We start from the raw sequence: 24,002 nt of genomic DNA, 5'->3' as shown, positions 1-24,002 counted from the left end.
GAGGGGGGAGGGTCGCCGGCGGAATGCGGTGATCGTAACGGAGCGATGACGTTCGGTGGTGCAATTGCTGTGTGAATATTGCTTCCCGTGTCCGTACCCCCGCATCCCCGGCCGCCGCTCGACCCGCCGACCGTCGGTGCCCTCGCCCTGGCCGTCGTCGCGGTCTCGTCGTCGGCGCCGCTGGTCGCCTTCGCCGTCGCGCCCGCGCTGGCGGTGGCGTTCTGGCGCAACCTGCTGGCCGTCGCTGCGCTCGGCCCGTTCGTGCTGGCCCGGCGGCGGGCCGAGCTCCGCGCGCTGGTGGTGGGTGACCGGCGGCGCGAGGGGTGGTACTGCGTGCTCTCCGGGGCGGCGCTGGCCGCCCACTTCGCCACCTGGATGCCGAGCGTCAAGCTCACCGGCGTGGCCGCCGCCACCGCGCTGGTCGCCACCCAGCCGGTGTGGCAGGGGCTGATCGCCCGGGGCCAGGGGCGTAACCTGCCGCCGGCCGTCTGGGCGGGCATCGGGGTCTCCGTCGCCGGGGCGGTGCTCGCCTCGGGCGCCGACTTCGCCGTCTCCGGCCGGGCATTCGCCGGCGACCTGCTGGCGGTGGCCGGCGGCCTCTTCGCCGCCGTCTACACCGCCCTCGGGGAGCGGGCCCGGGTCAGCGTCAGCACCACCACCTACACCACCGTCTGCTACGGCGTCTGCGCGCTGATCCTGCTGGTCGTCTGCCTGGTCGGCGGGGTGCCGCTGGGCGGCTACGCCCCGACGACCTGGCTGGCGATCCTGGCCCTGGTCGGCGGCGCGCAACTGCTCGGCCACTCGCTGTTCAGCCACGTGCTGCGGCGCGTCCCGGCGACCACGATCAGCGTGCTGATCCTGCTGGAGGCCCCCGGTGCGGCGCTGATCGCCTGGGCGTGGTTCGGCCAGCTACCCCGGCTCGCCGCGCTGCCCGGCCTGGCGCTGCTGCTCGTCGGCGTCGTCGTGGTGGTGCTCGGCGGGGTCCGCGCCGGCCGCCGCGCCGTCCCCGCCCCGGCGAAGGCTTCCCCGTTCCGCAGCCGGGGCCGGCTTTCTCGGTGAGAGTACGAGGGAAGGAGGGGGGTGGGCGCGATGGGCAAGGACGGCGGGGAGGGGACGGGGGTGACGCCCGCCGCCGAGTTCCCGGCGCTGGGACCGGCCGAGGTCGATGCGCTGCGGCAGGTCGGAGAGCGGTGGCGGGACGCTCGGCGGGACCGGCCCGATCGGACGGACGACCTGCCGGTGGACCCCACCCTCGGCCGGTACCGGCGGCGGCCCGCGCCGAGCCGGTTCGGCCGGCTCGCCCCGATCGAGATGTTCCGGCCCGGCGAGCCGGACGAGTTGGTCGCGACCGAGCCGGCGAACCGCCCCGCGTCCCGTCCCGGCCGCGCCGTCGGCCGGTTGCGCCGGGCGGTGCTGGGACCGCCGCTGACCAGCGCGGCGGTGCTCTACGAGCGGATGCGCAAGCTGGTCGCCCTGCCGGTGCTCTCCTCCGACCTGCTCAGCTCCGTCGCGTACGGGCCGGAGGCGATGCTCACCGTGCTGCTGCTGGCCGGCGACGCCGCGCTGGGGCTGTCGCTGCCCCTGGCCGCGCTGCTGGTGCTGCTGATGGTCGCGGTCGGCCTCTCCTACCGGCAGACCATCCCCGCCTACCCGCACGGGGCCGGGTCGTACCTGGTGGCGGGCGACAACCTGGGTGCCGGGGCGGGGCTGACGGCGGCGGCCGGGCTGATGATCGACTACGTGTTGACCGTGGCGGTGTCGGTGGCCGCCGGGGTGCGCGCGGTCACCTCCGCCCTGCCGGGCCTCACCGGCCTCACCGTGCCGCTCGGCGTGCTGGTGATCGTGGCGTTGCTCGCCGGGAACCTCCGGGGCGTCCGTACCGCCGGGAACCTCTTCGTGCTCCCCACGTACGCCTTCGTCGTCGCGCTGCTGGCGGTGCTCGCCGCCGGCTTCCTCCAGGCGGCCGGCCGGGGGTTCGCGGCGCTGCCCCCGCCGCAGGTGCCGGCGGCCGAGGGGTTGGGGCTGCTGCTGGTGCTGCGGGCGTTCTCCTCCGGGGCGGTGTCGATGACCGGCATCGAGGCGGTCTCCAACGCCGTGCCGGCGTTCCGCCCGCCGGAGTGGCGCAACGCGCGCACCACCCTGAGCTGGATGGTCGCCATGCTGGTGCTCCTCTTCGCCGGCGTCGTCGCGCTGATCCACCTGGACGGCGTGGTGCCCGCGCCGGGTGAGACGCTGCTGTCCCAACTGGCCCGGATGAGCTTCCCCACGGGCCCCTGGTACGCGCTGGTGCAGGCGGCCACCGCGCTGATTTTGCTGCTGGCCGCGAACACCGCCTTCAACGACTTCCCCCGGCTGCTCTTCTTCATGGCTCGGGCCGGGCACGCCCCGCGCCGGTTCCTGCACATGGGGGACCGGCTGGCCTTCAGCAACGGCCTGGTCGCCCTCTCCGTCGCCGCGGCGTTCGTCCTGGTCGTCTTCCGGGGTCGCACCGAGTCGCTGATCCCGCTCTACGCGGTCGGGGTGTTCCTGGCGTTCACCCTCTCCCAGGCCGGGATGGTGGTGCACTGGCACCGTCGCCGGGGGCCGCGTCGGCGGCGTCGGCTGGCGCTCAACGCGGTCGGCGCGACCCTCTCCGGGCTGGTCCTGGTGACCGCCGCGATCGCCAAGTTCACCGAGGGCGCCTGGGCGGTGGTCGTCGCGGTGCCGCTGCTGGTGCTGCTCTGCCACCGGGTCCGCCGCCACTACCGCCGGCTGGACCGGGCGCTCTCCCTTGGCCCGCCGTCGGCCCCGTCCGCCCCGCCGGTTGCCGGGGCGCTCGCCCCGGAGGGGGAGGAGGTGCCGCAGCAGGTCCGGCACCTGGTGGTGGTGCCGGTGGCCCGGCTGAACCGGGCCTCGCTGCGGGCCCTGGCCTACGCGGCGTCGCTCGGCCAGCCGACGCTGGCGGTGCACCTGGCCCCGGAGGAGGCGCCGGCGAGCCGGTTCCGCGAGGAGTGGGAGGCGTGGGGGGACCACCTGCGGCTGGAGACGATCGTGTCGCCCTACCGGGCCGTGATCGGGCCGCTGGCGCACTACCTGGAGGCGCTGCACGCCTCCCGGCCGGACCTGGTGCTCACCGTGATCGTGCCCGAGGTGGTGCTGCGCCGACGCTGGCACCGGCCGCTGCACAGCCGGACCGAGCACCGGCTGCGCGCCGCGCTGCGGACGCTGCCCGGGGTGGTGGTGACCAGCGTCCCGGTGCACCTGCCCGAGTGACGGCACCGTGCGGGCGAGGCCGCCCCACCTGTGGTCACGCCTCGACGCCGACGGCCTTCGCGCTGGCCGCCCAGAGGCGGGCGGCGAGCTGCGCGTCGGCGGCCTTGGGCAGCGGTCGGCGGGGCCGCCGGTCGGCGTAGTACCCGCCGTTGACCAGCCGGGCCTCGGGCTGGTCGGCGAGCCAGACCAGCGTCTCCGCGCCCTTGCGCGGGCTGCGGATCGGCAGGACGCGCATGGCGAGGGCCACCAGGCGGCTGTCGGCGCCGAACCGGGTCCGCACCACGCCCGGGTGGAAGCAGTACGCCGGCGTCCCGGGCCAGCGCCGGGCCGCCTCGGCGGTGAAGAGGATGTTCGCCTGCTTGCTGGTGCCGTACGCGCGCATCGGGCGGTAGCCGGGCAGGGTGGCGTTGAGGTCGTCCGGGTCCAGCACGCCGCTGCGGTGCGCGCCGGACGCGGTGCCCACCAGCCGGCCGACCCGGTCCCGCAGCAGGGTGCTGAGCAGGAACGGGGCCAGGTGGTTGGCCTGCATCGACAGCTCGAAGCCGTCGACCGTGGTGACCGGGCGCAGCACGATCGCCCCGGCGTTGTTGGCCAGCGCGTCGATCCGGTCGTACGCGGCGCGCAGCCGCTGCGCCAGCCCGCGTACGTCGTCGAGGACGGCGAAGTCGGCCCGGAACAGTTCGGGGCGCTCGCCGCTGGCGTCGCGCACCTGGTCGCCGGCGGCCTGCAGCCGGGCCGGGTCCCGGCCGACCAGGACCACCTGGTCACCCCGGCACGCCAGGTGCACGGCCGCGGCCAGCCCGATGCCGGAACTCGCCCCGGTCACCACCACGATCCGGCGGGCAGTGAGATCTTCCACAGGTCCATTCACCTCGGTCACGCCACGAGGCTACCGTGACGGCACCATCACCTTTGCGATCGTTAAGTTCCCGATCGTCGTCCAGGTGCGTCGGCCTGCCCCGCCGCCCGCCGGAAGGAGCCCACCATGGCCGCTGTCGGTCGCCCCCGCCGGTCCTGCCTCGCCGTGCCCGGCTCCAGCGTCAAGATGCTCGGCAAGGCCCAGGGGCTCCCCGCCGACCAGGTCTTCCTCGACCTGGAGGACGCGGTCGCCCCGCTGGCCAAGCCGGAGGCGCGCAAGAACGTCGTGGCGGCGCTCAACGAGGGCGACTGGGCGGGCAAGACCCGCGTGGTCCGGGTCAACGACCTGACCACGCCGTGGACGTACCGGGACGTGATCGAGGTGGTCGAGGGGGCCGGCGCCAACCTGGACTGCGTGATGCTGCCCAAGGTGCAGGACGCCGGCCAGGTGCAGTGGCTGGACCTGACGCTCACCCAGATCGAGAAGACCCTCGGCCTGCCGGTCGGCCGAATCGGCATCGAGGCGCAGATCGAGAACGCCGCCGGCCTGGTCAACATCGACGCCATCGCCGCCGCGTCGCCCCGGGTGGAGACCATCATCTTCGGTCCGGCCGACTTCATGGCCTCGATCAACATGAGGTCCCTGGTGGTCGGCGCGCTCATCCCGGACTACCCGGGCGACCCCTACCACTACATCCTGATGCGGATCCTGATGGCCGCGCGGATGCACGACAAGCAGGCCATCGACGGCCCGTTCCTGCAGATCCGCGACGTCGACGCGTTCCGGGAGGTGGCCGGGCGGTCGGCCGCGCTGGGCTTCGACGGCAAGTGGGTGCTGCACCCGGGGCAGATCGACGCGGCGAACGAGGTGTACTCCCCGGCCCAGGCCGACTACGACCACGCGGAGCTGATCCTCGACGCCTACGCGCACTACACCTCGGAGGCCGGCGGCCGGCTCGGCGCGGTGATGCTCGGCGACGAGATGATCGACGAGGCGTCGCGCAAGATGGCCCTGGTGATCGCGGCCAAGGGGCGCGCGGCCGGGATGAGCCGGACCTCCACCTTCACCCCGCCGGCGGGCTAGGCCGGTGCCGCCGGCGGCGGGCGGGGCGGCACCGGAGCCGGGCCGCCCGGCCCGCTCAGTAGCCGCTGGAGCTGCTGCTCACGCCGACCGCGATGACGATCATCACGACGTAGAAGATGATGCCCAGCACCATCAGGCCGGTGAGGATCCAGCCGACGATGATGGCGGCCTGCGCCATCCCCGCGCCGCCCTCGCCGGTCTCCCGGATCTGCTTGCTCGCGACGTGCCCGAGGATCGCGCCGACCGGGGCGGTGATGCAGGACCCGATGCCGACCAGGGAGAGCACCAGCGCCGCGATGGCCATGCCGTTGGTGCGCGGCGGGGAGGCGTAGCCGGGATAGCCCTGGATCGGGTAGCCCTGCGGGGGGTACGGCTGGGCGGCGTACTCGGACTTCATCCCGGCGTACGGGTCGACGTGGGCCTGCTCGGGGCCGGCCCCCACGTACTGGCCGACCTGGGCCTGCGCGGGGTTGGCCCCCGCGTCCGGGTCGATGTGGGTCCGTTCCGGGGTCTCCGAGCCCGCCACCTCGTACGGGTCGCTCGGCGCGTACGGGTCGGTGCCCGTCGGCTGGCCGCTCACCGGCAGGGTGGGGTCGACCGGCGGGGTCGGCCGGGACCAGGGGTCGTTGCCGGGCGGCGGCGGATACGTCATCGGTTCTCTCCGTCTGTCGGGGGTGCGCGGTCAGGGTAGCCAGCCCTGGCGAGCCCCGATGCCCCTGCGTCGGGTGCCGTCCGACGCCGAAGCCCCCGGCGGGCGCGCCCCGCCGGCCGGTGGCCGGCAGAGCCCGCCGCGCACCGGCGGGGTGCCGCGTTGCCCGGCGGGGCCGCAGCGGGCAGGATCGCGGCATGGCGACAGACGCAGGGGCCGCGGACCGTTCCGGCAGCCGACCGCGAGGGGACGCGAGCCGCCCCGACCCGGCCGGCCGCGACCGGGCCGGCGGCGGGCCCGCCCCGGCCGGTCAGGACGCCCCGGCGGCGCTGGCCGACCCGGTCACCATGCGCCTCGACGGCCGGGTCGCCCTGGTCACCGGGGCCGGCAGCCCCGACGGCATCGGGTACGCCACGGCCCGCCGGCTGGCCGACCTGGGTGCCCGGGTGGCGATCGTGTCGACCACCCGGCGCATCCACGACCGGGCCGCAGAGCTGCGGGTGACCGGCTTCGTCGCCGACCTCACCGACGAGGCGGAGGTCGGCGCGCTGGCCGACGCGGTCACCGAGCAGCTCGGCGACGTGGAGGTGCTGGTCAACAACGCCGGCCTGGCCAGCCGGGCGAGCCCCGAGGTGCTGCGCCCGGTGGCCCAGCTCAGCTACGAAGAGTGGCACGGCGAGATCGACCGGAACCTGAGCACCGCCTTCCTGTGCAGCCGCGCGTTCATCGGTGGGATGGCCGAGCGCGGGTGGGGGCGGATCGTCAACCTGGCGGCCACCGCCGGCCCCGTGAACGCCCTGCCCACCGAGGCGGCGTACGCGGCGGCGAAGGCGGGCGTGGTCGGCCTGACCCGGGCGCTGGCGATGGAGATGATCGCCGACGGGGTCACGGTCAACGCGGTGGCCCCGGGGACGATCCACACGGCGGCCTCCACGGTGGCGGAGATCTGGCAGGGCCTCGGCACGCCGGTCGGCCGCCCCGGCACCCCGGACGAGGTGGCCGCCGCGATCGCGTTCCTCTGCTCGCCGGCCGCGTCGTACATCACCGGTCAGATGCTGGTGGTGGACGGCGGCAACAGCGTCCGGGAGGCGCAGTTCCGCTGACCGGCCCGGTGGCGGTGCGACGCGCCACCGCCGGTCAGTACGAGGTGCCGCCGTCGGAGTTGCCGAGGAAGACCAGGGCGAGCCAGCCGCAGCAGGCCACCAGGCCGACCACGGTGAAGAGGTAGCCGAGGATCAGCCCCCAGGTGGCCAACTGGTCGCCCTCCTCGCCGGTGCGTCGGATCTGCCGCTTGGCCAGGTGGCCCAGCACGATGCCGGCCAGCGGGAAGAGGAACGCGAAGACCAGCGACAGCACGGCGAGGATGTTCGTGCCCCGGCCGGGCCCGGGCGGCTGCCCGTACGGGCCGTACCCCGGCGGTTGGCCGGGCGGGGCGGAAGCGCCGTACCCCGGCGGCTCCGGCCGGTCGTACGGGTCGGGCCGGTCGCGGCGGTCCGGTGGTGGCTCGTAGGGCGAGGGTGGCTGGTCCGGCTCCTGCGGTGGACAACTCATCCGGCACCTTCCGCGTGCCCTGGTGGCCTGCCTGTATCGCGGACGCTACCGGCACCGGTGAACCTTTTCACAGTGGATGGGCGGACTGGTCGCCTTGGCCGCGCCGACCGGGAGGCAGATACTTACCCGACGTTCAGTTACCCATCGGTAATGTGTCGACCCCGGAGGCTGAGATGGCCCGACTCGCCCAGACGCCCGGCCTGACCGACGTGCAGCGGTCGATCCTGGAGACGGTCCGGCAGTTCGCCGACCGGGAGATCATCCCGCACGCCCAGCGGCTGGAGCATGCCGACGAGTATCCCGCCGACATCATCGACGGGATGCGCGAGATGGGGCTCTTCGGCCTCACCATCGCCGAGGAGTACGGCGGCCTGGGCGAGTCGCTGCTGACGTACGCGCTGGTGGTCGAGGAGCTGTCCCGGGGCTGGATGTCGATTTCCGGCATCGTCAACACGCACTTCATCGTGGCGTACCTGATCTCCCAGCACGGCTCGGCCGAGCAGCGCGCCCGGCTGCTGCCCCGGATGGCCACCGGCGAGGTGCGCGGCGCGTTCTCCATGTCCGAGCCGGAGTGCGGCTCCGACGTCTCGGCGATCAGGTCGAAGGCGGTCCGCGCCGGCGACGACTACGTCCTCGACGGCCAGAAGATGTGGCTGACCAACGGGGCGTACTCCTCGGTGGTCGCCACCCTGGTCCGCACCGAGACCGGCGCCGACTCCGTGTACGGCAACATGAGCACCTTCCTGCTGGAGAAGGAGCCCGGCTTCGGCGAGACCGCGCCCGGCCTGACCATCCCCGGCAAGATCGAGAAGATGGGCTACAAGGGCGTCGAGACCACCGAGATGATCCTCGACGGGGTGACCGTCCCCGCCTCCGCCGTGCTCGGCGGCGCGGAGCAGGTCGGCCGGGGCTTCTACCAGATGATGGACGGCATCGAGGTCGGCCGGGTCAACGTCGCCGCCCGCGCCTGCGGCATCTCGCTGCGCGCCTTCGAGCTGGCCGTCGCGTACGCCCAGCAGCGCAAGACGTTCGGCCAGCCGCTCGCCCGGCACCAGGCCATCGCCTTCAAGCTCGCCGAGATGGGTACGAAGATCGAGGCCGCGCACGCCCTCATGGTCAACGCGGCCCGGCTCAAGGACGCCGGCCAGCGCAACGACGTCGAGGCGGGGATGGCCAAGCTGCTGGCCTCGGAGTACTGCGCCGAGGTGGTCCAGGAAGCGTTCCGCATCCACGGCGGCTACGGCTACTCCAAGGAGTACGAGATCGAGCGGCTGATGCGGGAGGCCCCGTTCCTGCTCATCGGCGAGGGCACCTCGGAGATCCAGAAGACGATCATCTCCCGGGGCCTGCTCAAGGAGTACAAGCTCTGAGCGCTCAGGCGGCACCAGCTCGGAGCGGGCCGGACGGTCAGCCCAGCCGGGTCAGGCCGGCGGCGGCGCGCTCGACGATCAGGCAGCGGTCCTCGACGTAGTCGAGGCCGGCCTCTTCGGCGATCCGCCGCGCCTGCGGCGAGACGATCCCGAGCTGCAACCAGACGGCGGGGGCGCCGATCGCCACCGCCTCGCGGACCACCTCGACCGCGTCGGCGGCCGGGCGGAACACGTCGACCAGGTCGACCGGGTGCGGGATGTCGGCCAGCGACCGGTAGACCCGCTCGCCGAAGAGCTCGTCGGCCGTCGGGTTGACCGGGATGATCCGCCAGCCGTGCCGCTGCATCTGCGCCGGCACCCGGTGCGCGGCCTTGGCCGGGTCGCGGGACGCGCCCACGACGGCGATCACGGCGGAGTCGGCGAGGATCTGCTGAGGGCTGCGCACCTCGCGACTGTAACCGCCCGCCCGGCACCGAGCAGGCCGAGCGCTCGGCACCCGCCGGAGCTGCCCGCGCGCCGGAGCTGCCCGCGCGCCGGAGCTGCCCGCGCGCCGGAGCTGCCCGCGCGCCGGGGTGACGTGCGCCCGGGCAGCGCCGGCGGCAGGGGTGGAGCCGCCGGCGCTGCCCGATCGGGACCGCCTCGTCCGGGAAAGCGGAGAGGCCGCCCCAGCGCATGCCACCCATTCGAACACGCGTGCCAAAAGGTCGCAAGTGAGCTGCCGGACACCCGGGGCCGTCGGGGTCGGGCAACGGGGGAGGATGGGGGCATGGAGACGTCGACCTTCGTCTACGACGGCGACTGCGCGTTCTGCACGACGTGCGCGGAGTTCATCTCGCGGCACATCCCCTCGAAGGCCCGGGTGCTGCCCTGGCAGTTCGCCGACCTCGGCGCGCTCGGCCTGACCGAGGCCGAGTGCGAGGAGGCGGTGCAGTGGGTCGGCGCGGATGGCTCCCGCGCCGCCGGCCCGGACGCCATCGCCCGGCTGCTCGGCGACAGCGGGCCGCTGTGGCGGGTCGCCGGGGCCGGCCTGCGCTTGGCGCCGGTCCGCGCGGCGGCCTGGCCGGCGTACCGCTGGGTGGCCCGCAACCGGCACCGGATGCCCGGTGGCACGGCCGCCTGCTCGCTGCCCCAGGAGGCGCGGGAGCGGCTCTACGGCCCGGCCGGACGCCCCACCACGGGCAGCCCACCGGCCGACCCGTCGGCGACCGGCTGACCGGCCAGACCCTGACCGGCCAGACCCTGACCGGCCGGGTGCCCGGTCGACCGGTCGGTGCCCGGTGGCCCGGGTGACGCCGTTCGCCCGGTGCCCCCGGTCGGGCCGGGCCCGGCCCGTCCCCCGGCGAGCCGGCGGGCCCACACCACCGGCCGCACCCGCTCCAGCGGCAGGAAGCTGGTCATCGCCGCCAGGTGCGGGGCGAAGGAGATGGTGATGGTCGCCATGGTGACCAGGTGGAACGAGTAGAAGAAGCCGACCGTGGCCAGCCGCCACCGCTCGGGCAGCAGGAAGACCACCGGGCTGAGCAGCTCGAAGGCGAGGATGCCGAACTGCGCCACCAGCAGCAGGTACGGCACCCCGGCGATGAGGTCGGCGAAGTCGGTGCCCCGCCGGATGATCGCCTTGGCGAGCACCGACCCGGTGGCCCAGTCGAGACCGCCGAAGCGGAACTTCGCGAACGCCGCCAGGAAATAGGTGCAGATCACCGCGATCTGGGTGACCCGCAGCGCCCAGCCGCCCGCCTCGGTGCGGGTGGGATCGCCGTGCCGGGCCCGCCCGGCGGTGGGCAGCACGGCGAGCGCGACGAGCAGACCGAACCGGTCGTGGTCGACCTTTCCGTAGCTCATCGCAATGATCATCCACTCCAGGTAGAGCGCGAAGACCGTCCAGCCGAGCAGCCGGGGGGCCCGCCCGGTCGCGGCGAGCACGGCCAGCAGCAGCAGGGCCCAGAAGATGACGGCGACCAGCGCCGGGGTGGGGGTGGGCAGCGGCAGCGCCCGGCCGACGAGCAGCGGCTGGTACAGGTCGCCGGGCACGCTGACGCGGGTGCGCACCCAGGGGGTGAAGAACACCAGGTCGGCGGCGACGAAGAGATAGATCAGCGTGCGGAAGGCGGCCACCCGGCCGCGCGGCACCGCCTCGGTCAGCCAGCGGGTCACCGCTCCGCCCGCCAGGCGACCACGGTCTCGTCGGTCCAGCGGCCGGTCGGGCGGCCGGCCCGCACGCCGTACCAGCGGATCACGATGCGGACCTCGATGAGCGCGGCGGCGTCGGGGTGGCGTTCGGCGTACGCGTCGGCGACCTGGCGCAGCCGGGCGGGGTCGGTGACGTACCGGCTCTGCTGGCCCTCGATCTCGGCGCGGCGCAGGCCGGTGGCGTCCTGGCCCAGGTCCACCACGGCGCCGGTGCGGTCGACGCCCTCGACGCGGGTGTCCGGGGCGGGGGCGTCGGGCGGGTCGGAGGTGGAGTACATCCGGAACGGGCCGAACGGGAAATCGTCGTCGGTGCCCCAGGCCGTGCCGGCCAGGAGCACGGCGAGGCCCAGCGCGGTGGCGCCCAGCCGGACCGACCGGGCGCGACGGGTCAACGTTTCCATCGGTTGAGCACGGTACGGGAGGAATGGTCGCCCGGGGATCCCTCCGGCGGCCGGTCACCACCAGCCGTACGGCCGCAGTGCCCGGCCACGACGACGGCCGGGCACCCGGGTCGGGGCCCGGCCGTCGGGCGGCTCGCCTCGGCGGCGGCGCGGGGTCGGCGCGCTGCCTGCCTCAGCGGCTCTGCTCGGCGAGCTTCTTGCGGACGTCGTCCATGTCCAGGCCCTGGACCTGCTCGATGAGGTTCTCCAGGGCGGACTCGGGCAGCGCGCCGGGCTGGGCGAAGACGATCACGCCGTCCCGGATCGCCATGATCGTCGGGATGGAGCTGATGTTGAACTTGAGCCCGAGCTCCTGCTGCGCCTCGGTGTCGACCTTGCCGAAGACGATCTCGGGGTGCTTCTCCGAGGAGCGCTCGTAGACCGGGGCGAACCGCTTGCACGGGCCACACCACTCGGCCCAGAAGTCGACGAGGACGATGCCGTCGCTGCCCGTCACCTGGTCGAAGTTCGTCGTGGTCAGCTCAACGGTTGCCATTGCACTCTCCGATCACCGCGGAATCACCTACGTCTCCTGGAACCAGGACGCCTCCTGACGAATTCCCGGGCGCTCGGCGGCGAAACCCGCACCACCAGGCCGGCGGGTCCGCAGCATATCGACGCACATCGGTCGCCCGCGCCGAGCGCCGTGCACATGCTCGACGCAATTGCGTGACCAGCGGTGATGGGAGCGTTTCCAAGATCCATGGCGTGTTCGGCCGCATCCGGTCGGTGATCTGACGCCTGACTAGGACCTACTCTACCTGCGAAGATCGCTCCCGGACCGACCGGTTGTCACTCTTCGTATTGTTACGAAAAGATAAATGTGACGCTGGTCTCTGTTCGGGAAGGCTTGCCGTGGGGCAGAATCTTCCACATCAGAGCGTGGGCGGCGGGTGCCGGGGAGGGCCCCGCCGCTCATTGCGTCTCCCCCCGGGAGTCGGCGGTGTGACATTTCCCCACGCCGCTCCCGCCCCGCCTTAACACTCGATAAGGCATGCTGGCCCGAACTCCGCCGTCGCCGTCAGGGGGCATCGATGCAGTTCGGCCGCTACTACGAGGAGTTCGAGGTCGGCGCGGTCTACCGGCACTGGCCGGGCAAGACCGTCACCGAGTACGACGACCACCTCTTCTGCCTGCTCACCATGAACCACCACCCCCTGCACCTGGACGCCCACTACGCCGAGTCGGCCAGCCAGTTCGGGCGCAACGTGGTGGTCGGCAACTACATCTACTCGCTGCTGCTCGGCATGTCCGTGCCGGACGTCAGCGGCAAGGCCATCGCCAACCTGGAGGTCGAGTCGCTGCGGCACGTGGCGCCGACCTTCCACGGCGACACCATCTACGGCGAGACCACCGTGCTGGACAAGCGCGAGTCCGCATCGAAGCCGGACCGGGGGGTCGTGGCGGTGGAGACCCGCGGCTACCGCCAGGACGGCACCATGGTCTGCGTCTTCCGCCGCCGGGTCATGGTCCCCAAGCGTGAGTACGCCGCGAGCGCGGTCGCCGAGGGCGTCGACCCCGAGCGGCCGAGCTTCCCCGAGCCGCGCTGACCCTCCGGGCCGTACCCGGGTGGCGGCGGCGCGTCGCCCGCCTGCTTCTGCGCGGTCGGGGGCCTTGTCCCGTTTGCGGGGCATATGCTGACGCCGGAGGTCCCCATTGAGCCACTCCGTCGCCGGAGAGCCACCCTCTGCCGGCCGCCGCGCTGCCACGTCCACCACCGCCGGCTACTCCGCCGCCGAGTGGGAACTGCTCACCAACCTGCCCGGCCGGGTGCTGGTGGTCGCGGCCAGGCCCGCCGTGGGGGGTCCGTTGCGGGGCGTCGCCGCCGGCCTCGCCGGCCTGGACGCCGTGGCGGCGGGGCGAGCCTCCGACAGCGACCTGGTCCGTGCCGTGGTGGCCGACATCTACGCCCGGCACGAGGGCGCGAGCGCCCCGGTCGAGCACCTCGGCGGCCTCGTCGACGCGCTGGCCTGCTGCCGGGCCGCCGTGCGGGTGCTGCGCCGAGGGGCCGACCCCGCCGACTCGGCCGCGTACCGGCAGTGGGTGCAGTCGGTGGCGGCCCGGGTCTGCCGGATCGGTCCCACGGGCGTGCCGGCCCCGGCCGGCGTCGCCCTCGCGCCGCCCGACCGGCGCTTCCTGGACCGCCTCGGCGGGGCGCTCGACCTCGGCTGAGCAGGCCGCCGACCCGCCCCGCCCGGGCCACCCCACGGCCGGCGCGCGCCGCGACGGACCGTACCCTCTTCAGACCGTGACCGGTGACCAGCTCGACGTCGGCGTGGGGCCGTGGCCCGGCGACCTCCCGGACGACCCACGGTACGACCCGGAGCTGCTGGCCGAGGGCGACCGGCGCAACGTGGTCGACCGCTACCGGTACTGGCGGCGGGAGGCCGTCGTGGCCGACCTCGACCGACGGCGGCACGACTTCCACGTGGCCATCGAGAACTGGCAGCACGACTTCAACATCGGCACGGTGGTCCGCAACGCCAACGCCTTCCTCGCCGCCGAGGTGCACATCGTCGGCCGGCGGCGGTGGAACCGGCGCGGGGCGATGGTCACCGACCGGTACCAGCACGTCCGGCACCACGAGACGATCGAGGAGTTCGTCGCCTGGGCGGCGGGGCTCGAGCTGACCGTGGTCGGCATCGACAACCTGCCCGGCTCCCGGCCGCTGGAGACGACCACCCTGCCGCGCCGGTGCGCGCTGCTGTTCGGGCAGGAGGGGCCGGGGCTCTCCGCACCGGCCCGCGCCGCCTGCGACCAGCTCTTCTCGATCGCCCAGTACGGCTCGACCCGGTCGATCAACGCCGGCGTGGCCAGCGGCATCGCCATGCACGCCTGGATCCGCGCCCACGCCGGCCCACCTCCCGCCTGAGCGTGGTCTCCCGCCTGAGCGCGGTCTCTCACCCGAACGCGGTCTCCCTGCCGAGCGCGGCGTCCGGGCCGCCGCGCCACGCCGACGCGCCGCGCGACTTGACGGCTCACTGTCGCAGGGCGACGGTGACAAGGTGACTGTCGAGGTGAGTTGTCCGAGGTGCGGCGGGTCCGTGCGGGAGCCCGACCTGATGCACACCGAGTGGCGCTGCCGGCGCTGCGGGCCGGTCCCGCCGCTGCACGTGCCCGAGCACATCGGCGCGGAGATCCTGGCCAGCGTGGTGGAGCGGGTCGCCGCCGCCGCGCCCGGCCCCGCGCCGGGCACGCCCGTCTGGTGCCCCTGGCCGCTGCCACCCGGCTGGACGTTGACCGGCCTGGCGTACGCCGGGGACGAGCGAGGCGGGGTGCGGGCCACCGCGCTCGCCTGCGCCGGGCCCGCACCGCTCGGCGGCGGCCCGGCCGATCTGGTCTTCGTGGCCGAGGAGCCGGGTGTCGGCCTGGGCACCCGACTCGCCGGGCTGGCCGGCCCCGACCCGGGACCGGAACTCGCCGAGGCGCTCGACGAACCCGGTCCGGGGCATCCGGAGCACGTTGGGCAGGCCAGGATCAAGGTGGCCGGCCACCCGACTCCACTGTGGCTGGTGAATTCTCCGACGGATCGAAGTGCGTACGCCGGCGAGGCTCGGGGATTGTGGCTTCATGCGATAGCCTGGCCAGCGAGCGCGGGGCACCTGCTAGCCGAGGACGTGGAACTGCACGACCTCACGCAGTGGATGCCACCCGAGCTCGTGTACGGCGCACCGTCTCCCTACCTGCACGGGAAGGCCTGACAGTCTCCCGTTCTGTCAGAAGGCGGACGCAAAGATTCACTGTACGACACCTAACTGATACTCTGGGTGCCGCTGCGGTAAACGGACCCGGCGCCGCGCGAGAGGATGGCCCGCCATGGTCAAGAAGGTCCTCACCTGGGCCGGTATCGCATTCTTGATCTTCTTTGTCGCCTACCGGCCAAGCTCGGCCGCAGACGTCTTCAAGTCGATCGGTGGCGGCATCATGGACATCGCCCAAGGCTTCGGCGACTTCTTCACCAGCCTCGTCGCCTAGCCGCCGATGGGCACCCCCTCCGGTCCCCCCTTCGATCCCGACGACCCCGACCGGGGTCGCCGGGACCGAGACACGGAGCCGATTCCCCGGATCCGGCCCGAAGACGGGCCGGGCCCACGCCCCGGCCCCGCCGCCGGCCCGCCCTTCTCCGACGACGTCGGCTACGGCGACGGCCCGTATGCCAGCGGAGGGTCCGGGCGTGCCTGGGTCCGCGATCCGGAGGCGGCCTACCAGCCTCCGCAGATCTCGGAGGAGGAACTGGCCGGCCTGCGGGTCGACGCCTCCGGCATGCCGCTCGGCCCCCGACGGGTCCTCCCGCTGGAGGACGAGCCCAGCTCGATGGTGGCCCGCTACCTCTTCCCCACGGAGCGATACCGGGGCGAGTGGAAGCGGCACTGGATCCACCTCACCACCCCGATCCTGGTGGGCGTCGCGGCGACCTTCGTCCTCGGCTACCTCTCCGGCTTCCTCGCCGGGCAGGACGTGGGGGCGCTGACCACCATCGCGGTGCTGCTCTGGTTCGCGGTGATGGGCTGGGTCGCGTGGAAGGTCGCCGACTGGTGGTACGACCGCTTCATCCTGACCAACAAGCGGGTGATGGTCGTCACCGGCATCGTCACCCGCAAGGTCGCGATGATGCCGTTGGCCCGGGTCACCGACATGAAGTACGAGCAGAGCCCGACGGGGCGTGCCCTCAACTACGGCACCTTCGTGCTGGAGTCGGCGGGCCAGGACCAGGCGCTCCGTGAGATCAAGAACCTGCCCAACCCCAACGAGCTCTACCTGCGTGTGGTCGAGGAGATGTACGAGCCGCAGGCGGTCGAGGCGCGGCTGGGCAAGGAAGCGGACGAGGCCAAGGCCGACGACGGGGCCTGAACCTCCGCCCGAACATCGGAGGACAGCAACCCGATCGCCGTCGCCCCGGCCCACCCCGGAGTGGCAGCCTGCCATCAGGCCCGGGGCGTGGGGGAGGTGACCGGTGGCCGACAGGGATCCCCTGGAGGAGGACTTCCGCGACTTCGTCGCGGCCCGCTCCGGTGCCCTGCTGCGCACCGCGTACCTGCTCACGGGGGACTGGGCCACCGCCGAGGACCTCCTCCAGACCGCGCTGACCAAGACGTACCTGGCCAGCAAGCGGCTCGGCGGGATCGAGGCGATCGAGCCGTACGCCCGCCGGGTCATGGTCAACACGTCGACCAGTTGGTGGCGTCGACGCTGGCACGGCGAACGCCCCACCGAGGTGCTGCCCGAGCGGGCCGGGGTCGACGAGATCGAGCGGCAGCTCGACCGGGACGTCCTCTGGCGGCACCTCAGGGCGCTGCCCAGCCGGCAACGGGCGGTGCTGGTGCTGCGCTTCTACGAGGACATGTCGGAGGCGCAGACCGCCGCGCTGCTGGAGATCTCGCCGGGCACCGTGAAGAGCCAGACCTCTCGGGCGCTGGCCACCCTGCGCCGCCGGATGGGTGAGCAGGCCGCTCTCGACCTCGCCGGCGACCCGTCCGAGCGGGTGCCGGTCGGCGGCCGGCGGGTGACGCGCGCCGATGGCCGGCCGGCACCCGAGGCCCCGGCGCCGGTCCGCGTCGCCCCGCGCCCCGCCGGGTCCCGGAGCCCGGCCCGTCGACCCCTCACCGCCGCGCCCTCCCGGATTCCGGCCGGGGCCGCGCTCGCCGCCCCACCCGCCGACGGCCGCCCGCGCCTCGCCGCGCGGCCCGCCGCCGCCTCCACCCCACCCGGCCCCGACACCGCCGGCCAACCGGCCGAGGCCGCGCCCCGCCCGGTCGCCGCCGTGGGGACAGAGGCCGCGCCCCGCCCGGTCGCTGCCGTGGGGGCCCGGCCAGTGGGCGCGAGGCGGAGGTGAGCGGCATGCCGGCCGACAACCGAACGACGGCCCCGGAGCGTCCAGTGGGCGTGTCGAGCGACGAGCTGGAGCGGGCGCTCCGGGAAACCCTGTCCCGGCAGGTCGCCACGCCCCGCCCGCTCGCCGTGGACCCGGCCGGCGTGGCCATCCGACGGGCCGCCCGCACCCGACGCCGCCACACCCTCGCCAGCGTCGCCCTCGCCGGGGCGGCGACCGTGCTGGCCTCCGTCGCCATGGTGCAGCTCGGCGTCCCGGGCGGGCGCCAGGGCACCCCGACCGTGGTGCTCGGCGACCCCCAGGAGGCCACCATCGAGCCCGCCCCGAACCCGGTGGCCCTCCCGTCGGTCGGCCCCACCCGGGCGGCCTCCGGGCCGGACCGCAGCGCCGTGGACCTGATCGTCGACACCACCCTGCGGCCCAGTCGGGACCCGGACATCCTCCTCGGGCTGGGCCCGGTCGACCGGGCCCAGCGCGTCCCCGACCAGGGCGGCTGGCTGCTGGTGGGTGCGCCCACCGCGGCCGGGCGGACCCTGGTCCTGGTGCGCCCGGACGGCGGCCGGCGGACCCTCCTCGCCGGCGCGGGGGCGGTGGCCGTCGCCACCACCGGCCGACAGGTCGCCTGGCGCGACGGCGACCGACTCAGCGTCGCCGGGGTGGTCGGCGAGCGGCTGGTCGCCGTCACCAGCGTCCCGGCCCCCAGGTCGGCCGTGCCCGTGGGCTTCGTCGGCGACGCCGTCCTGGTGCGCCCCGACCCGGCCCGGCCCGGCTACGCGCTCTGGCGCCAGGCCGGGGGCGCAACCTCCCCCGGAGGCGGGCGCGACGTCCTCGCCGTGCACGGGACGCTGCCGGACGGCCGGGCGGTCGGCGTCGTCACGGCCGGCACACCCCGCCGACCCTGCCTGGCGCTGCTCGACCCCGCCCGGAACCTCGCCGTCACCCGTACCGGCTGCGGGCTCACCGTCGCCGACGGCCCCGGCGCGGTCTCCGCCGACGGCCGCTGGCTGCTGGTCAACGGCCGCGTCGGGTCGGCAAAGGCCGCCGGGGCGCTCCTGGTCGACCTGGCCACCCTCGACCGGACGCCGGTGGCGTACCCCGTCGGCCCGGCGCTGACCGGGGCGGTGACCTGGACGGCGACCGGCACCGGCTGGTACGTCGACGGGCGGGGCTCGCTCCTGCGGGTGCGCCCCGACCGGGTGCTGGCGGGCGAGCCGGCCGACGCCACCGCCGTGCCCGGGGTCGCGCCGGGTGGGCGGCCGGTGGTCGTCACCGAGGCGCTGCCCTGACGCACCGCCGCCGGGCGTGCCGGCACCCGGGCGCGGGCGTGGCCGCCGGGTAGCGTCGGGCGATGACCCCGCGCACCCTCCCCGCCGCCGCCCGGATCGACCTGCACGCCCACTCGACGGCCAGCGACGGCACCCTCACCCCGGCCGAGCTGGTCGGGGCCGCCGCCGACGCCGGGCTGGACGTGCTGGCGGTCACCGACCACGACACCACCGACGGCTGGGCGCCCGCCGTGGCCGCGCTGCCCCCGGGGCTCACCCTGGTCCGGGGCGCCGAGATCTCCTGCCGCTGGGGCGGTCCCCGGCAGACCGTGGCGCTGCACCTGCTGGCGTACCTGTTCGACCCGCAGGAGCCGGAGCTGGCGGCGGAGCTGGCCCGGGTGCGGGCCGCCCGCGAGGTGCGCGGGGAGCGGACCGTGGAGTTGCTGCGCGCCGACGGCATCGACGTGAGCTGGCCGGAGATCCTGGCCGGGGCGGCCGGCGGGACGGTGGGCCGGCCGCACATCGCCCAGGCGCTGATCCGGGCCGGGCTGGTGGCCAGCACCGCCGAGGCCTTCGGGGCGGCCTGGCTGGGGGAGCGCTACCGGTTGCCCAAGGACGACATCGACGTGTTCCGGGCGGTCCGGCTGGTGCGGGCCGCCGGTGGCGTGGCCGTCCTCGCCCATCCCAGGGCCAGCCGGCGGGGCCCGATCGTCCCCGACTCGTTGATCGCCGAGCTGGCGGCGGTCGGCCTCGCCGGTCTGGAGGCGGACCACGAGGACCACTCGCCGGCCGAACGGGCCCACGTGCGGGCGCTCGCCGCCGAGCTGGATCTCCTGGTCACCGGCTCGTCGGACTTCCACGGCACCCACAAGACCGTCCAGCTGGGCGCGTGCACCACCGCCGTGGCGGCGTACGAGCGGATCGTCGCCAGCGGGGTGACACCCGTCGCTTCGGCCTGAGCTGCCCGTATCGCGCGGTTACCGTGGCCGAGTGGATCTTAAGCTCTTCGGCGAGGTCTTCGTGACCCTGCTGGTCATCGTCGACCCGCCAGGCATGATGCCGATCTTCCTCGCGCTCACCGGGCCGCTGTCGGCCCGGGACCGGCACCGGGCCGCCTGGCAGGCCGTGGCGCTGGCGCTCGGGGTGATCGTGGTCTTCGCCGTGGCCGGGCAGACCCTGCTCGAATACCTGCACGTGGACCTGCCGGCGTTGCAGGCCGCCGGTGGGCTGCTGCTGATCCTGGTCGCCCTGGAGCTGATGACCGGCAAGACCGACGACCCCGCCCAGCAGGCCACCTCCAACATCGCCCTGGTGCCGCTGGGCACCCCGCTGCTGGCCGGGCCGGGCGCCATCGTGGCGACCATGCTCTTCGTGCAGCAGTCCGACCGGGTAATCGACTACGCCGCCATCGCCGCCGCCATCGTCGCGGTGATGCTCAGCGTCTGGGTGGTGCTGCGCTTCTCCGGCGGGATCGTCAAGATCCTGCGGCCGGGCGGGATCGAGGTGCTCACCCGGATCGCCGGCCTGCTGCTGGCCGCCATCGCGGTGCAGCTCATCGCGGACGCCATCGCCGCCTTCGTCACCCAGTACGTCAACCTCGCCTGAGCCGGCCGGCGGCCTCGGCGACCGGGTCGTCGTACCGGGGTGGCCGGGTCGGCGGGCCTTCAGGAGGGGGAACGTCAATGCGTCCGGCCCTGGTCGCCCACGGAGTCGAGGTACTCCTGAGCTGCCCGCCGCGCCTCGCAGCCCGGCACCCGGCAGATGCGGCACCGGCCGTCGCCGGCGGGCGCGTGGTCGGCAACGGTCCGCCGGGCGTTCAGGATCAGGCGGTTGCGGGCCTGCTCGACCGACAGGTGCGGGCCCGTCATCAGACACCGACCCCCATCGCGTCGGCCAGGCGCAGGACGTCAGGGCCGGGCTTCTTCGAACGGCGCAACAGAGTCGTCACGACCTCATGGCCGATCGGCCGGTGCCGCACCTCGGCCGACGCCACCCAGTCGGCGGCCACCAGCGCCTTGCCCGCGCCGTCCAGGTCCCCGGTCAACAGGTAGCCACGAGCCACGTCGAGCAGGTAGTCCGCCCGGCGCTCCGGCGGCATCCGCTGGTAGTCGACCCGCTCGGCGAGGCGCTGATGCTCGCCGGGCTCCGCGCCGTGGCCCAGCTCGACGGCCGTGCTCACCCTGGCCAATTCCACCGCGACCGGCCCGAAGGCCGTCCAGTAGTGGTTCTGCCCGATACCGACGACGTCCGCCGCCTCGGCGGCGCGGTCGACCAGCTCGGCGGCGCAGTCAGCGGACCCGAGCGCGGCAGCGCCAAGCGCGGCGGCGACGAGCAGCGAGCCGTACACCGACAGGTGCTCTGGCGGTGCGTCGAGCGGCTCCGGTGGGGCGAGCCGGTGCGACGCCGCGATCCCGATCTCCATCGCGTACCGCGAGTTTCCCTGGGCGAACAGCGCCTGACTGAGGTGGGCGGCCGATACGCCCGCGAGCAGGGCGTCGTCGGTGAACTGGCTGGCCGTCAGCGCCCGGTCCGCCGCCAGCCACGCCACGTCGTGGACGCCCACCTTGCGCATGACCGCAGAGGTCACCTGGTACGCCTCCGCGAGCCGGCGAGCCGCCACCCGGTCGCCAGGGTGGTCGGCCTGGACCCGCTGCGCGCTGGTCAGCAAGCTGGGCAACGTCTTGATCAGGGTTGGGTACCGCGCGTGCTGGTAGCTGAGCCAGGCGTGGATGATCTCCTTGTTCAGGTTGTCGAGGCTCGCCGGTCGCCCGTCGTCGCCGACCTTGACGGGTGCCCACCGGGCCAGGGTGCCGCGCACGGCGTCAACGGCATCCTCATCCGGTCCGCCCGCGCCCCGCTTCCTCGCTCCGTCCCTCCCGAGCAGGAGTCGCAGGTCGATCCGGAGCGCGTCGGCAATGTCCTCCAGACAGGAGACCTTGTCGAGCCGGCGGGCACCGCGCTCGACCTTGTCGACCCAGGACTTCGACTTGCCGACGGCATCAGCGAACTGCTGCTGCGACATCTTCCGCCGGCCGCGCCAGTACGCGACCCGCTGGCCTATGGGCAGGTCATCCATGGGGACGGACCTGCGGGGAATGAACCGCCCCGGTGGCGTCGGTCCGCTGCCGCTCGGCCTCGTCGAGTATTCGCTGACGGGCGGCCTCGGCCTCCGCGTCCTGGATCGCCTGCCCGACACGATCCTCTGGCGGCTTCCTGTCCTTGCCCATGGCAAAGCCCTCCTCACGTCACCGGATCCAGGGGGCGGCGGCCGGAACCCGTCCGGCAGCCGCCGGCTCGCCCAAGCCGCCACCTGCACTTGAGCGAGCCCGCCTACCATCACCTTGACAGGGGGTGACGGGACGCAGACACAGCGTTGTGGTAGGACTTGTGGACGCATGGGACGTCCAACCGGGAGGGTGCAGTGAATCAAGGACTGATCGCCGCGATGGCCAAGGCGGGCGAGACGGCAGACAGCCTCGCAGCTCAGGTGGGGGTGGACCCCAAAACGGCCCAGCGCTGGGTCAGCCTGGGGCGCGTCCCCCGGCCGCAGCGCCGCGCCAAGATAGCGAAGATCCTGGACCGGGACGTAGAGGAGCTGTGGCCGGACGTTCTGAAGCGCCGCGAGCCGGCCTGGTTCAGGCCGTGGGTCGACATCGAGCGCGAGGCCGTCTCACTGCGAGGGTACGAACTGGCCTGGGTGCCGGGCCTGCTTCAAACCGAGGCGTACGCACGGGCGACGGTCGAGGGCGAGGGCCTGTCGCCCTCCGAAGTTGATGAGTTCGCAGCAACGCGGACCACGCGCCATGCCGTGCTACGCCGGCACGGGGGGCCGCTGTATGTAGCCGTGATAGACGAAGCGGTGTTGCGGCGCGACGCGTACGGCGACCGCTCGGTGATGGCCGAGCAGGTCGCCCACCTCGTCGAGTGCGCACAGCTCCCGTCCGTGCAACTGCACGTCGTGCCGGCCGACGTCGGCATGTATCCGGGCCTCGGCGGGCCGTTCACGATCGCCGACATGCCGGATGGGACGCGGTGCGCGTACGTCGACAGTCAGGCCGCAGCGCAAATCGTGGAGCAAGGCCGCGATCTTGCTACCCTCGAACGACGGTGGGAGCGCATCCGGGGCGAGGCCCTGCCTCGGGGGCGGTCCCTGGATCTCATCAGGGAAGCGGCAGCATCATGGACATGACCGGCGCACGGTGGCGCAAGAGCACCAAGAGCGGTAACAATCAGGGCAACTGCGTTGAGGTCGCGGACAACCTGGCCGGGGTCGTGCTGGTCCGGGACACCAAGGACCGCGACGGTGGCACCCTCGGCTTCACGCCGGACACCTGGCAGTCGTTCGTCAACCTGGCCAAGCAGCTCGGCCCGGTCGGCTGACCCGCCCAGAAACGCAAAAAGGCCCGGTCCCCCATAGCGGGAGCCGGGCCTTCTTCGCGCTCAGTATTTCGTTTTCGAAACACCTACCTCGGGTAGCCCCGAGATCGCAGGTGTAGAGCACCCTGGTTGACCAGAACAGCACCGTCGGCCGGGTCGTCGTACCCGGGTGGCAGGATCGGTGGGGTGCGACGAGCTTCCTCCTCCGGACGACCCACCGCCGGCCGTGCCCCGCGGGCCCGCTCCGGCCAGCCCGAGCAGCTCGGCTTCGACGGCATGCCGCAGCGGCTGTTCGTCTGCACGCCCAGCAAGCTAGGCGCTTTTGCCGACTGCCCCCGCCGGTACCGCTACTCCTACGTCGATCGGCCGGCGCCGCCGAAGGGCCCGCCGTGGGCGCACAACTCGCTGGGCGCGAGCGTGCACAACGCCCTGAAGAACTGGTATGCGCTGGCCGTCGACCGGCGTCGTCCGGAGGCGCTGCCCGGCCTGCTGCGCGGCACCTGGGTCCGCGACGGCTACCGCGACGACGAGCAGGAACGACAGGCGTACGGGCGGGCGCTGGCCTGGCTGGAGTCGTACGTGCAGACCCTCGATCCCGAGGTCGAGCCGATGGGCGTCGAGCGGGTGGTGGCGGCCCGGACGGCGGTGCTGGCGTTCAACGGCCGGGCCGACCGGATCGATGCCCGCTCCGGCGCGGGCGGCACCGAGCTGGTGATCGTGGACTACAAGACCGGCCGCGCCGGGCTGGACGCCGACGACGCCCGTGGCTCCCAGGCGCTGGCCCTCTACGCGTACGCCGCCGAGCGGGTGTTCCGCCTGCCGTGCCGCAAGGTGGAGCTGCACCACCTGCCCACGGGCACCGTCGCGGCGCACGAGCACACCACCGAGTCGCTGACCCGGCAGCTCACCCGCGCCGAGCAGACCGCGCAGGACATCATGGCCGCCGAGCGTTCCGTCGCCGACGGGGCCGACCCGGACGCGGCCTTCCCCGCCACCCCGGGGCCGCGCTGCGGCTGGTGCGACTACCGCCGCACCTGCCCCGTCGGCTCCCAGCAACCGGGCAAGGAGCCCTGGGCGGCGATGGAGCGCTACGACTGACCCGCCCCGCTGCGCGTCTGAGCCGCCGCCGGCGCGTC

The 24,002-nt window shown here is 74.0% G+C and carries 29 protein-coding genes; 20 read left to right on the top strand and 9 right to left on the bottom strand.

The features are described from left to right. Window positions 1-78 precede the first annotated feature (78 nt). Window positions 79-1,059, top strand: a complete 981-nt coding sequence (locus ACLQ2V_RS05875) for a DMT family transporter (RefSeq protein ID WP_425717328.1) — start codon at window positions 79-81, stop codon at window positions 1,057-1,059. A gap of 30 nt (window positions 1,060-1,089) precedes the next feature. Continuing rightward, window positions 1,090-3,252: an APC family permease gene (locus ACLQ2V_RS05870; protein WP_425717738.1), complete on the top strand. Its 2,163-nt coding sequence runs from the start codon at window positions 1,090-1,092 to the stop codon at window positions 3,250-3,252. A gap of 34 nt (window positions 3,253-3,286) precedes the next feature. Here the strand turns inward: ACLQ2V_RS05870 and ACLQ2V_RS05865 are convergent, their stop codons facing one another. Beyond that, window positions 3,287-4,111, bottom strand: a complete 825-nt coding sequence (locus ACLQ2V_RS05865) for an SDR family NAD(P)-dependent oxidoreductase (protein ID WP_425717327.1) — start codon at window positions 4,109-4,111, stop codon at window positions 3,287-3,289. Between the two features lie 126 nt (window positions 4,112-4,237). Here ACLQ2V_RS05865 and ACLQ2V_RS05860 point away from each other — a divergent pair, with 126 nt between their 5' ends. Then, on the top strand, window positions 4,238-5,194 hold the full coding sequence (locus ACLQ2V_RS05860; RefSeq protein WP_425717326.1) for an HpcH/HpaI aldolase/citrate lyase family protein: 957 nt from the start codon (window positions 4,238-4,240) through the stop codon (window positions 5,192-5,194). A 55-nt stretch (window positions 5,195-5,249) separates the two neighbouring features. Here ACLQ2V_RS05860 and ACLQ2V_RS05855 read toward each other — a convergent pair whose 3' ends face one another. Then, on the bottom strand, window positions 5,250-5,846 hold the full coding sequence (locus ACLQ2V_RS05855; protein WP_425717325.1) for a DUF4190 domain-containing protein: 597 nt from the start codon (window positions 5,844-5,846) through the stop codon (window positions 5,250-5,252). 194 nt (window positions 5,847-6,040) lie between these two features. Between ACLQ2V_RS05855 and ACLQ2V_RS05850 the strand changes: the two genes are divergently transcribed. Next, window positions 6,041-6,946, top strand: coding sequence for an SDR family NAD(P)-dependent oxidoreductase (locus tag ACLQ2V_RS05850; RefSeq protein WP_425717324.1), 906 nt, complete (start codon window positions 6,041-6,043; stop codon window positions 6,944-6,946). Between the two features lie 34 nt (window positions 6,947-6,980). Here ACLQ2V_RS05850 and ACLQ2V_RS05845 read toward each other — a convergent pair whose 3' ends face one another. Then, window positions 6,981-7,394, bottom strand: coding sequence for a DUF4190 domain-containing protein (locus ACLQ2V_RS05845; RefSeq protein WP_425717323.1), 414 nt, complete (start codon window positions 7,392-7,394; stop codon window positions 6,981-6,983). A gap of 173 nt (window positions 7,395-7,567) precedes the next feature. Between ACLQ2V_RS05845 and ACLQ2V_RS05840 the strand changes: the two genes are divergently transcribed. Further along, window positions 7,568-8,764 (top strand): acyl-CoA dehydrogenase family protein, encoded by a 1,197-nt coding sequence (locus tag ACLQ2V_RS05840; protein ID WP_425717322.1) that lies wholly within the window; start codon window positions 7,568-7,570, stop codon window positions 8,762-8,764. Window positions 8,765-8,801: 37 nt separating this feature from the next. Here the strand turns inward: ACLQ2V_RS05840 and ACLQ2V_RS05835 are convergent, their stop codons facing one another. Next, complete coding sequence (locus ACLQ2V_RS05835; protein WP_425717321.1) at window positions 8,802-9,209, bottom strand: CoA-binding protein; 408 nt, start codon at window positions 9,207-9,209, stop codon at window positions 8,802-8,804. A gap of 321 nt (window positions 9,210-9,530) precedes the next feature. Here ACLQ2V_RS05835 and ACLQ2V_RS05830 point away from each other — a divergent pair, with 321 nt between their 5' ends. Further along, complete coding sequence (locus tag ACLQ2V_RS05830) at window positions 9,531-9,977, top strand: thiol-disulfide oxidoreductase DCC family protein (protein ID WP_425717320.1); 447 nt, start codon at window positions 9,531-9,533, stop codon at window positions 9,975-9,977. Here ACLQ2V_RS05830 and ACLQ2V_RS05825 read toward each other — a convergent pair. The 3 genes from ACLQ2V_RS05825 to trxA form a co-directional block, all read right to left on the bottom strand. Continuing rightward, complete coding sequence (locus ACLQ2V_RS05825) at window positions 9,914-10,918, bottom strand: MFS transporter permease (RefSeq protein WP_425717319.1); 1,005 nt, start codon at window positions 10,916-10,918, stop codon at window positions 9,914-9,916. The genes ACLQ2V_RS05830 and ACLQ2V_RS05825 overlap by 64 nt on opposite strands. Then, window positions 10,915-11,355, bottom strand: a complete 441-nt coding sequence (locus ACLQ2V_RS05820; protein ID WP_425717318.1) for a hypothetical protein — start codon at window positions 11,353-11,355, stop codon at window positions 10,915-10,917. Before ACLQ2V_RS05820 ends, ACLQ2V_RS05825 begins: the two co-directional genes overlap by 4 nt. A 172-nt stretch (window positions 11,356-11,527) precedes the next feature. Further along, on the bottom strand, window positions 11,528-11,890 hold the full coding sequence (gene trxA, locus ACLQ2V_RS05815) for a thioredoxin (RefSeq protein WP_425717317.1): 363 nt from the start codon (window positions 11,888-11,890) through the stop codon (window positions 11,528-11,530). A 538-nt stretch (window positions 11,891-12,428) separates the two neighbouring features. On the opposite strand from trxA, the gene ACLQ2V_RS05810 reads away from it, so the two are divergent. The 10 genes from ACLQ2V_RS05810 (at window position 12,429) to ACLQ2V_RS05765 (ending at window position 20,094) form a co-directional block, all read left to right on the top strand. Continuing rightward, a complete protein-coding gene (locus ACLQ2V_RS05810) occupies window positions 12,429-12,944 on the top strand; it encodes a MaoC family dehydratase (protein ID WP_425717316.1) in 516 nt (171 codons plus the stop codon). Between the two features lie 106 nt (window positions 12,945-13,050). Continuing rightward, the gene (locus ACLQ2V_RS05805; RefSeq protein WP_425717315.1) at window positions 13,051-13,566 is read left to right on the top strand and encodes a hypothetical protein; all 516 of its coding nucleotides are present in this window, start codon (window positions 13,051-13,053) and stop codon (window positions 13,564-13,566) included. A gap of 76 nt (window positions 13,567-13,642) precedes the next feature. Next, window positions 13,643-14,266, top strand: a complete 624-nt coding sequence (locus ACLQ2V_RS05800) for a TrmH family RNA methyltransferase (RefSeq protein ID WP_425717314.1) — start codon at window positions 13,643-13,645, stop codon at window positions 14,264-14,266. A gap of 133 nt (window positions 14,267-14,399) precedes the next feature. Next, entirely contained in the window at window positions 14,400-15,095 is a 696-nt protein-coding gene (locus ACLQ2V_RS05795) for a DUF6758 family protein (protein WP_425717313.1), read from the top strand. Between the two features lie 115 nt (window positions 15,096-15,210). Then, window positions 15,211-15,369 (top strand): hypothetical protein, encoded by a 159-nt coding sequence (locus tag ACLQ2V_RS05790; protein ID WP_425717312.1) that lies wholly within the window; start codon window positions 15,211-15,213, stop codon window positions 15,367-15,369. Window positions 15,370-15,375: 6 nt separating this feature from the next. After that, window positions 15,376-16,245 carry a PH domain-containing protein gene (locus ACLQ2V_RS05785; protein ID WP_425717311.1) on the top strand — a complete coding sequence of 290 codons (870 nt, stop codon included), beginning with the start codon at window positions 15,376-15,378 and terminating at the stop codon, window positions 16,243-16,245. Window positions 16,246-16,348: 103 nt separating this feature from the next. Beyond that, window positions 16,349-17,227, top strand: a complete 879-nt coding sequence (locus ACLQ2V_RS05780) for a SigE family RNA polymerase sigma factor (protein WP_425717310.1) — start codon at window positions 16,349-16,351, stop codon at window positions 17,225-17,227. Window positions 17,228-17,277: 50 nt separating this feature from the next. Then, window positions 17,278-18,510, top strand: coding sequence for a hypothetical protein (locus ACLQ2V_RS05775; protein ID WP_425717309.1), 1,233 nt, complete (start codon window positions 17,278-17,280; stop codon window positions 18,508-18,510). A 62-nt stretch (window positions 18,511-18,572) separates the two neighbouring features. Next, a complete protein-coding gene (locus ACLQ2V_RS05770) occupies window positions 18,573-19,448 on the top strand; it encodes a PHP domain-containing protein (protein ID WP_425717308.1) in 876 nt (291 codons plus the stop codon). A gap of 31 nt (window positions 19,449-19,479) precedes the next feature. After that, window positions 19,480-20,094: a MarC family protein gene (locus tag ACLQ2V_RS05765; RefSeq protein WP_425717307.1), complete on the top strand. Its 615-nt coding sequence runs from the start codon at window positions 19,480-19,482 to the stop codon at window positions 20,092-20,094. A gap of 74 nt (window positions 20,095-20,168) precedes the next feature. On the opposite strand, the gene ACLQ2V_RS05760 is transcribed toward ACLQ2V_RS05765, so the two are convergent. Beyond that, window positions 20,169-20,357 carry a hypothetical protein gene (locus ACLQ2V_RS05760; protein WP_425717306.1) on the bottom strand — a complete coding sequence of 63 codons (189 nt, stop codon included), beginning with the start codon at window positions 20,355-20,357 and terminating at the stop codon, window positions 20,169-20,171. Continuing rightward, on the bottom strand, window positions 20,357-21,565 hold the full coding sequence (locus ACLQ2V_RS05755; RefSeq protein WP_425717305.1) for a helix-turn-helix domain-containing protein: 1,209 nt from the start codon (window positions 21,563-21,565) through the stop codon (window positions 20,357-20,359). Before ACLQ2V_RS05755 ends, ACLQ2V_RS05760 begins: the two co-directional genes overlap by 1 nt. Here ACLQ2V_RS05755 and ACLQ2V_RS05750 point away from each other — a divergent pair. From ACLQ2V_RS05750 to ACLQ2V_RS05735, 4 genes are all read left to right on the top strand, one after another. Further along, a complete protein-coding gene (locus tag ACLQ2V_RS05750; RefSeq protein WP_425717304.1) occupies window positions 21,564-21,809 on the top strand; it encodes a hypothetical protein in 246 nt (81 codons plus the stop codon). The two genes, ACLQ2V_RS05755 and ACLQ2V_RS05750, sit on opposite strands and share 2 nt — an antisense overlap. Window positions 21,810-21,910: 101 nt before the next feature. Further along, a complete protein-coding gene (locus ACLQ2V_RS05745; protein ID WP_425717303.1) occupies window positions 21,911-22,678 on the top strand; it encodes a helix-turn-helix domain-containing protein in 768 nt (255 codons plus the stop codon). Then, complete coding sequence (locus ACLQ2V_RS05740; RefSeq protein ID WP_425717302.1) at window positions 22,675-22,869, top strand: DUF397 domain-containing protein; 195 nt, start codon at window positions 22,675-22,677, stop codon at window positions 22,867-22,869. The genes ACLQ2V_RS05745 and ACLQ2V_RS05740 overlap by 4 nt, the downstream gene beginning before the upstream one ends. 183 nt (window positions 22,870-23,052) lie before the next feature. Further along, window positions 23,053-23,964 carry a RecB family exonuclease gene (locus ACLQ2V_RS05735; protein WP_425717301.1) on the top strand — a complete coding sequence of 304 codons (912 nt, stop codon included), beginning with the start codon at window positions 23,053-23,055 and terminating at the stop codon, window positions 23,962-23,964. Window positions 23,965-24,002 lie beyond the last annotated feature (38 nt).

Source organism: Micromonospora sp. DT233, assembly GCF_049841815.1.
GTDB lineage: Bacteria > Actinomycetota > Actinomycetes > Mycobacteriales > Micromonosporaceae > Micromonospora.
Note: the sequence above shows the minus strand (reverse complement) of the source record. Positions and strands in the feature narration are given on the sequence as shown.

Coding starts and splice junctions, on each gene's coding strand:
- ACLQ2V_RS05740 (WP_425717302.1), top strand. CDS start 22,675: ATGACCGGCGCACGGTGGCGCAAGAGCACCAAGAGCGGTAACAATCAG.
- ACLQ2V_RS05845 (WP_425717323.1), bottom strand. CDS start 7,394: ATGAGTTGTCCACCGCAGGAGCCGGACCAGCCACCCTCGCCCTACGAG.
- ACLQ2V_RS05750 (WP_425717304.1), top strand. CDS start 21,564: ATGGGGACGGACCTGCGGGGAATGAACCGCCCCGGTGGCGTCGGTCCG.
- ACLQ2V_RS05860 (WP_425717326.1), top strand. CDS start 4,238: ATGGCCGCTGTCGGTCGCCCCCGCCGGTCCTGCCTCGCCGTGCCCGGC.
- ACLQ2V_RS05785 (WP_425717311.1), top strand. CDS start 15,376: ATGGGCACCCCCTCCGGTCCCCCCTTCGATCCCGACGACCCCGACCGG.
- ACLQ2V_RS05850 (WP_425717324.1), top strand. CDS start 6,041: ATGGCGACAGACGCAGGGGCCGCGGACCGTTCCGGCAGCCGACCGCGA.
- ACLQ2V_RS05820 (WP_425717318.1), bottom strand. CDS start 11,355: ATGGAAACGTTGACCCGTCGCGCCCGGTCGGTCCGGCTGGGCGCCACC.
- ACLQ2V_RS05770 (WP_425717308.1), top strand. CDS start 18,573: ATGACCCCGCGCACCCTCCCCGCCGCCGCCCGGATCGACCTGCACGCC.
- ACLQ2V_RS05830 (WP_425717320.1), top strand. CDS start 9,531: ATGGAGACGTCGACCTTCGTCTACGACGGCGACTGCGCGTTCTGCACG.
- ACLQ2V_RS05855 (WP_425717325.1), bottom strand. CDS start 5,846: ATGACGTATCCGCCGCCGCCCGGCAACGACCCCTGGTCCCGGCCGACC.
- ACLQ2V_RS05810 (WP_425717316.1), top strand. CDS start 12,429: ATGCAGTTCGGCCGCTACTACGAGGAGTTCGAGGTCGGCGCGGTCTAC.
- ACLQ2V_RS05870 (WP_425717738.1), top strand. CDS start 1,090: ATGGGCAAGGACGGCGGGGAGGGGACGGGGGTGACGCCCGCCGCCGAG.
- ACLQ2V_RS05790 (WP_425717312.1), top strand. CDS start 15,211: ATGGTCAAGAAGGTCCTCACCTGGGCCGGTATCGCATTCTTGATCTTC.
- ACLQ2V_RS05760 (WP_425717306.1), bottom strand. CDS start 20,357: ATGACGGGCCCGCACCTGTCGGTCGAGCAGGCCCGCAACCGCCTGATC.
- trxA (WP_425717317.1), bottom strand. CDS start 11,890: ATGGCAACCGTTGAGCTGACCACGACGAACTTCGACCAGGTGACGGGC.
- ACLQ2V_RS05840 (WP_425717322.1), top strand. CDS start 7,568: ATGGCCCGACTCGCCCAGACGCCCGGCCTGACCGACGTGCAGCGGTCG.
- ACLQ2V_RS05755 (WP_425717305.1), bottom strand. CDS start 21,565: ATGGATGACCTGCCCATAGGCCAGCGGGTCGCGTACTGGCGCGGCCGG.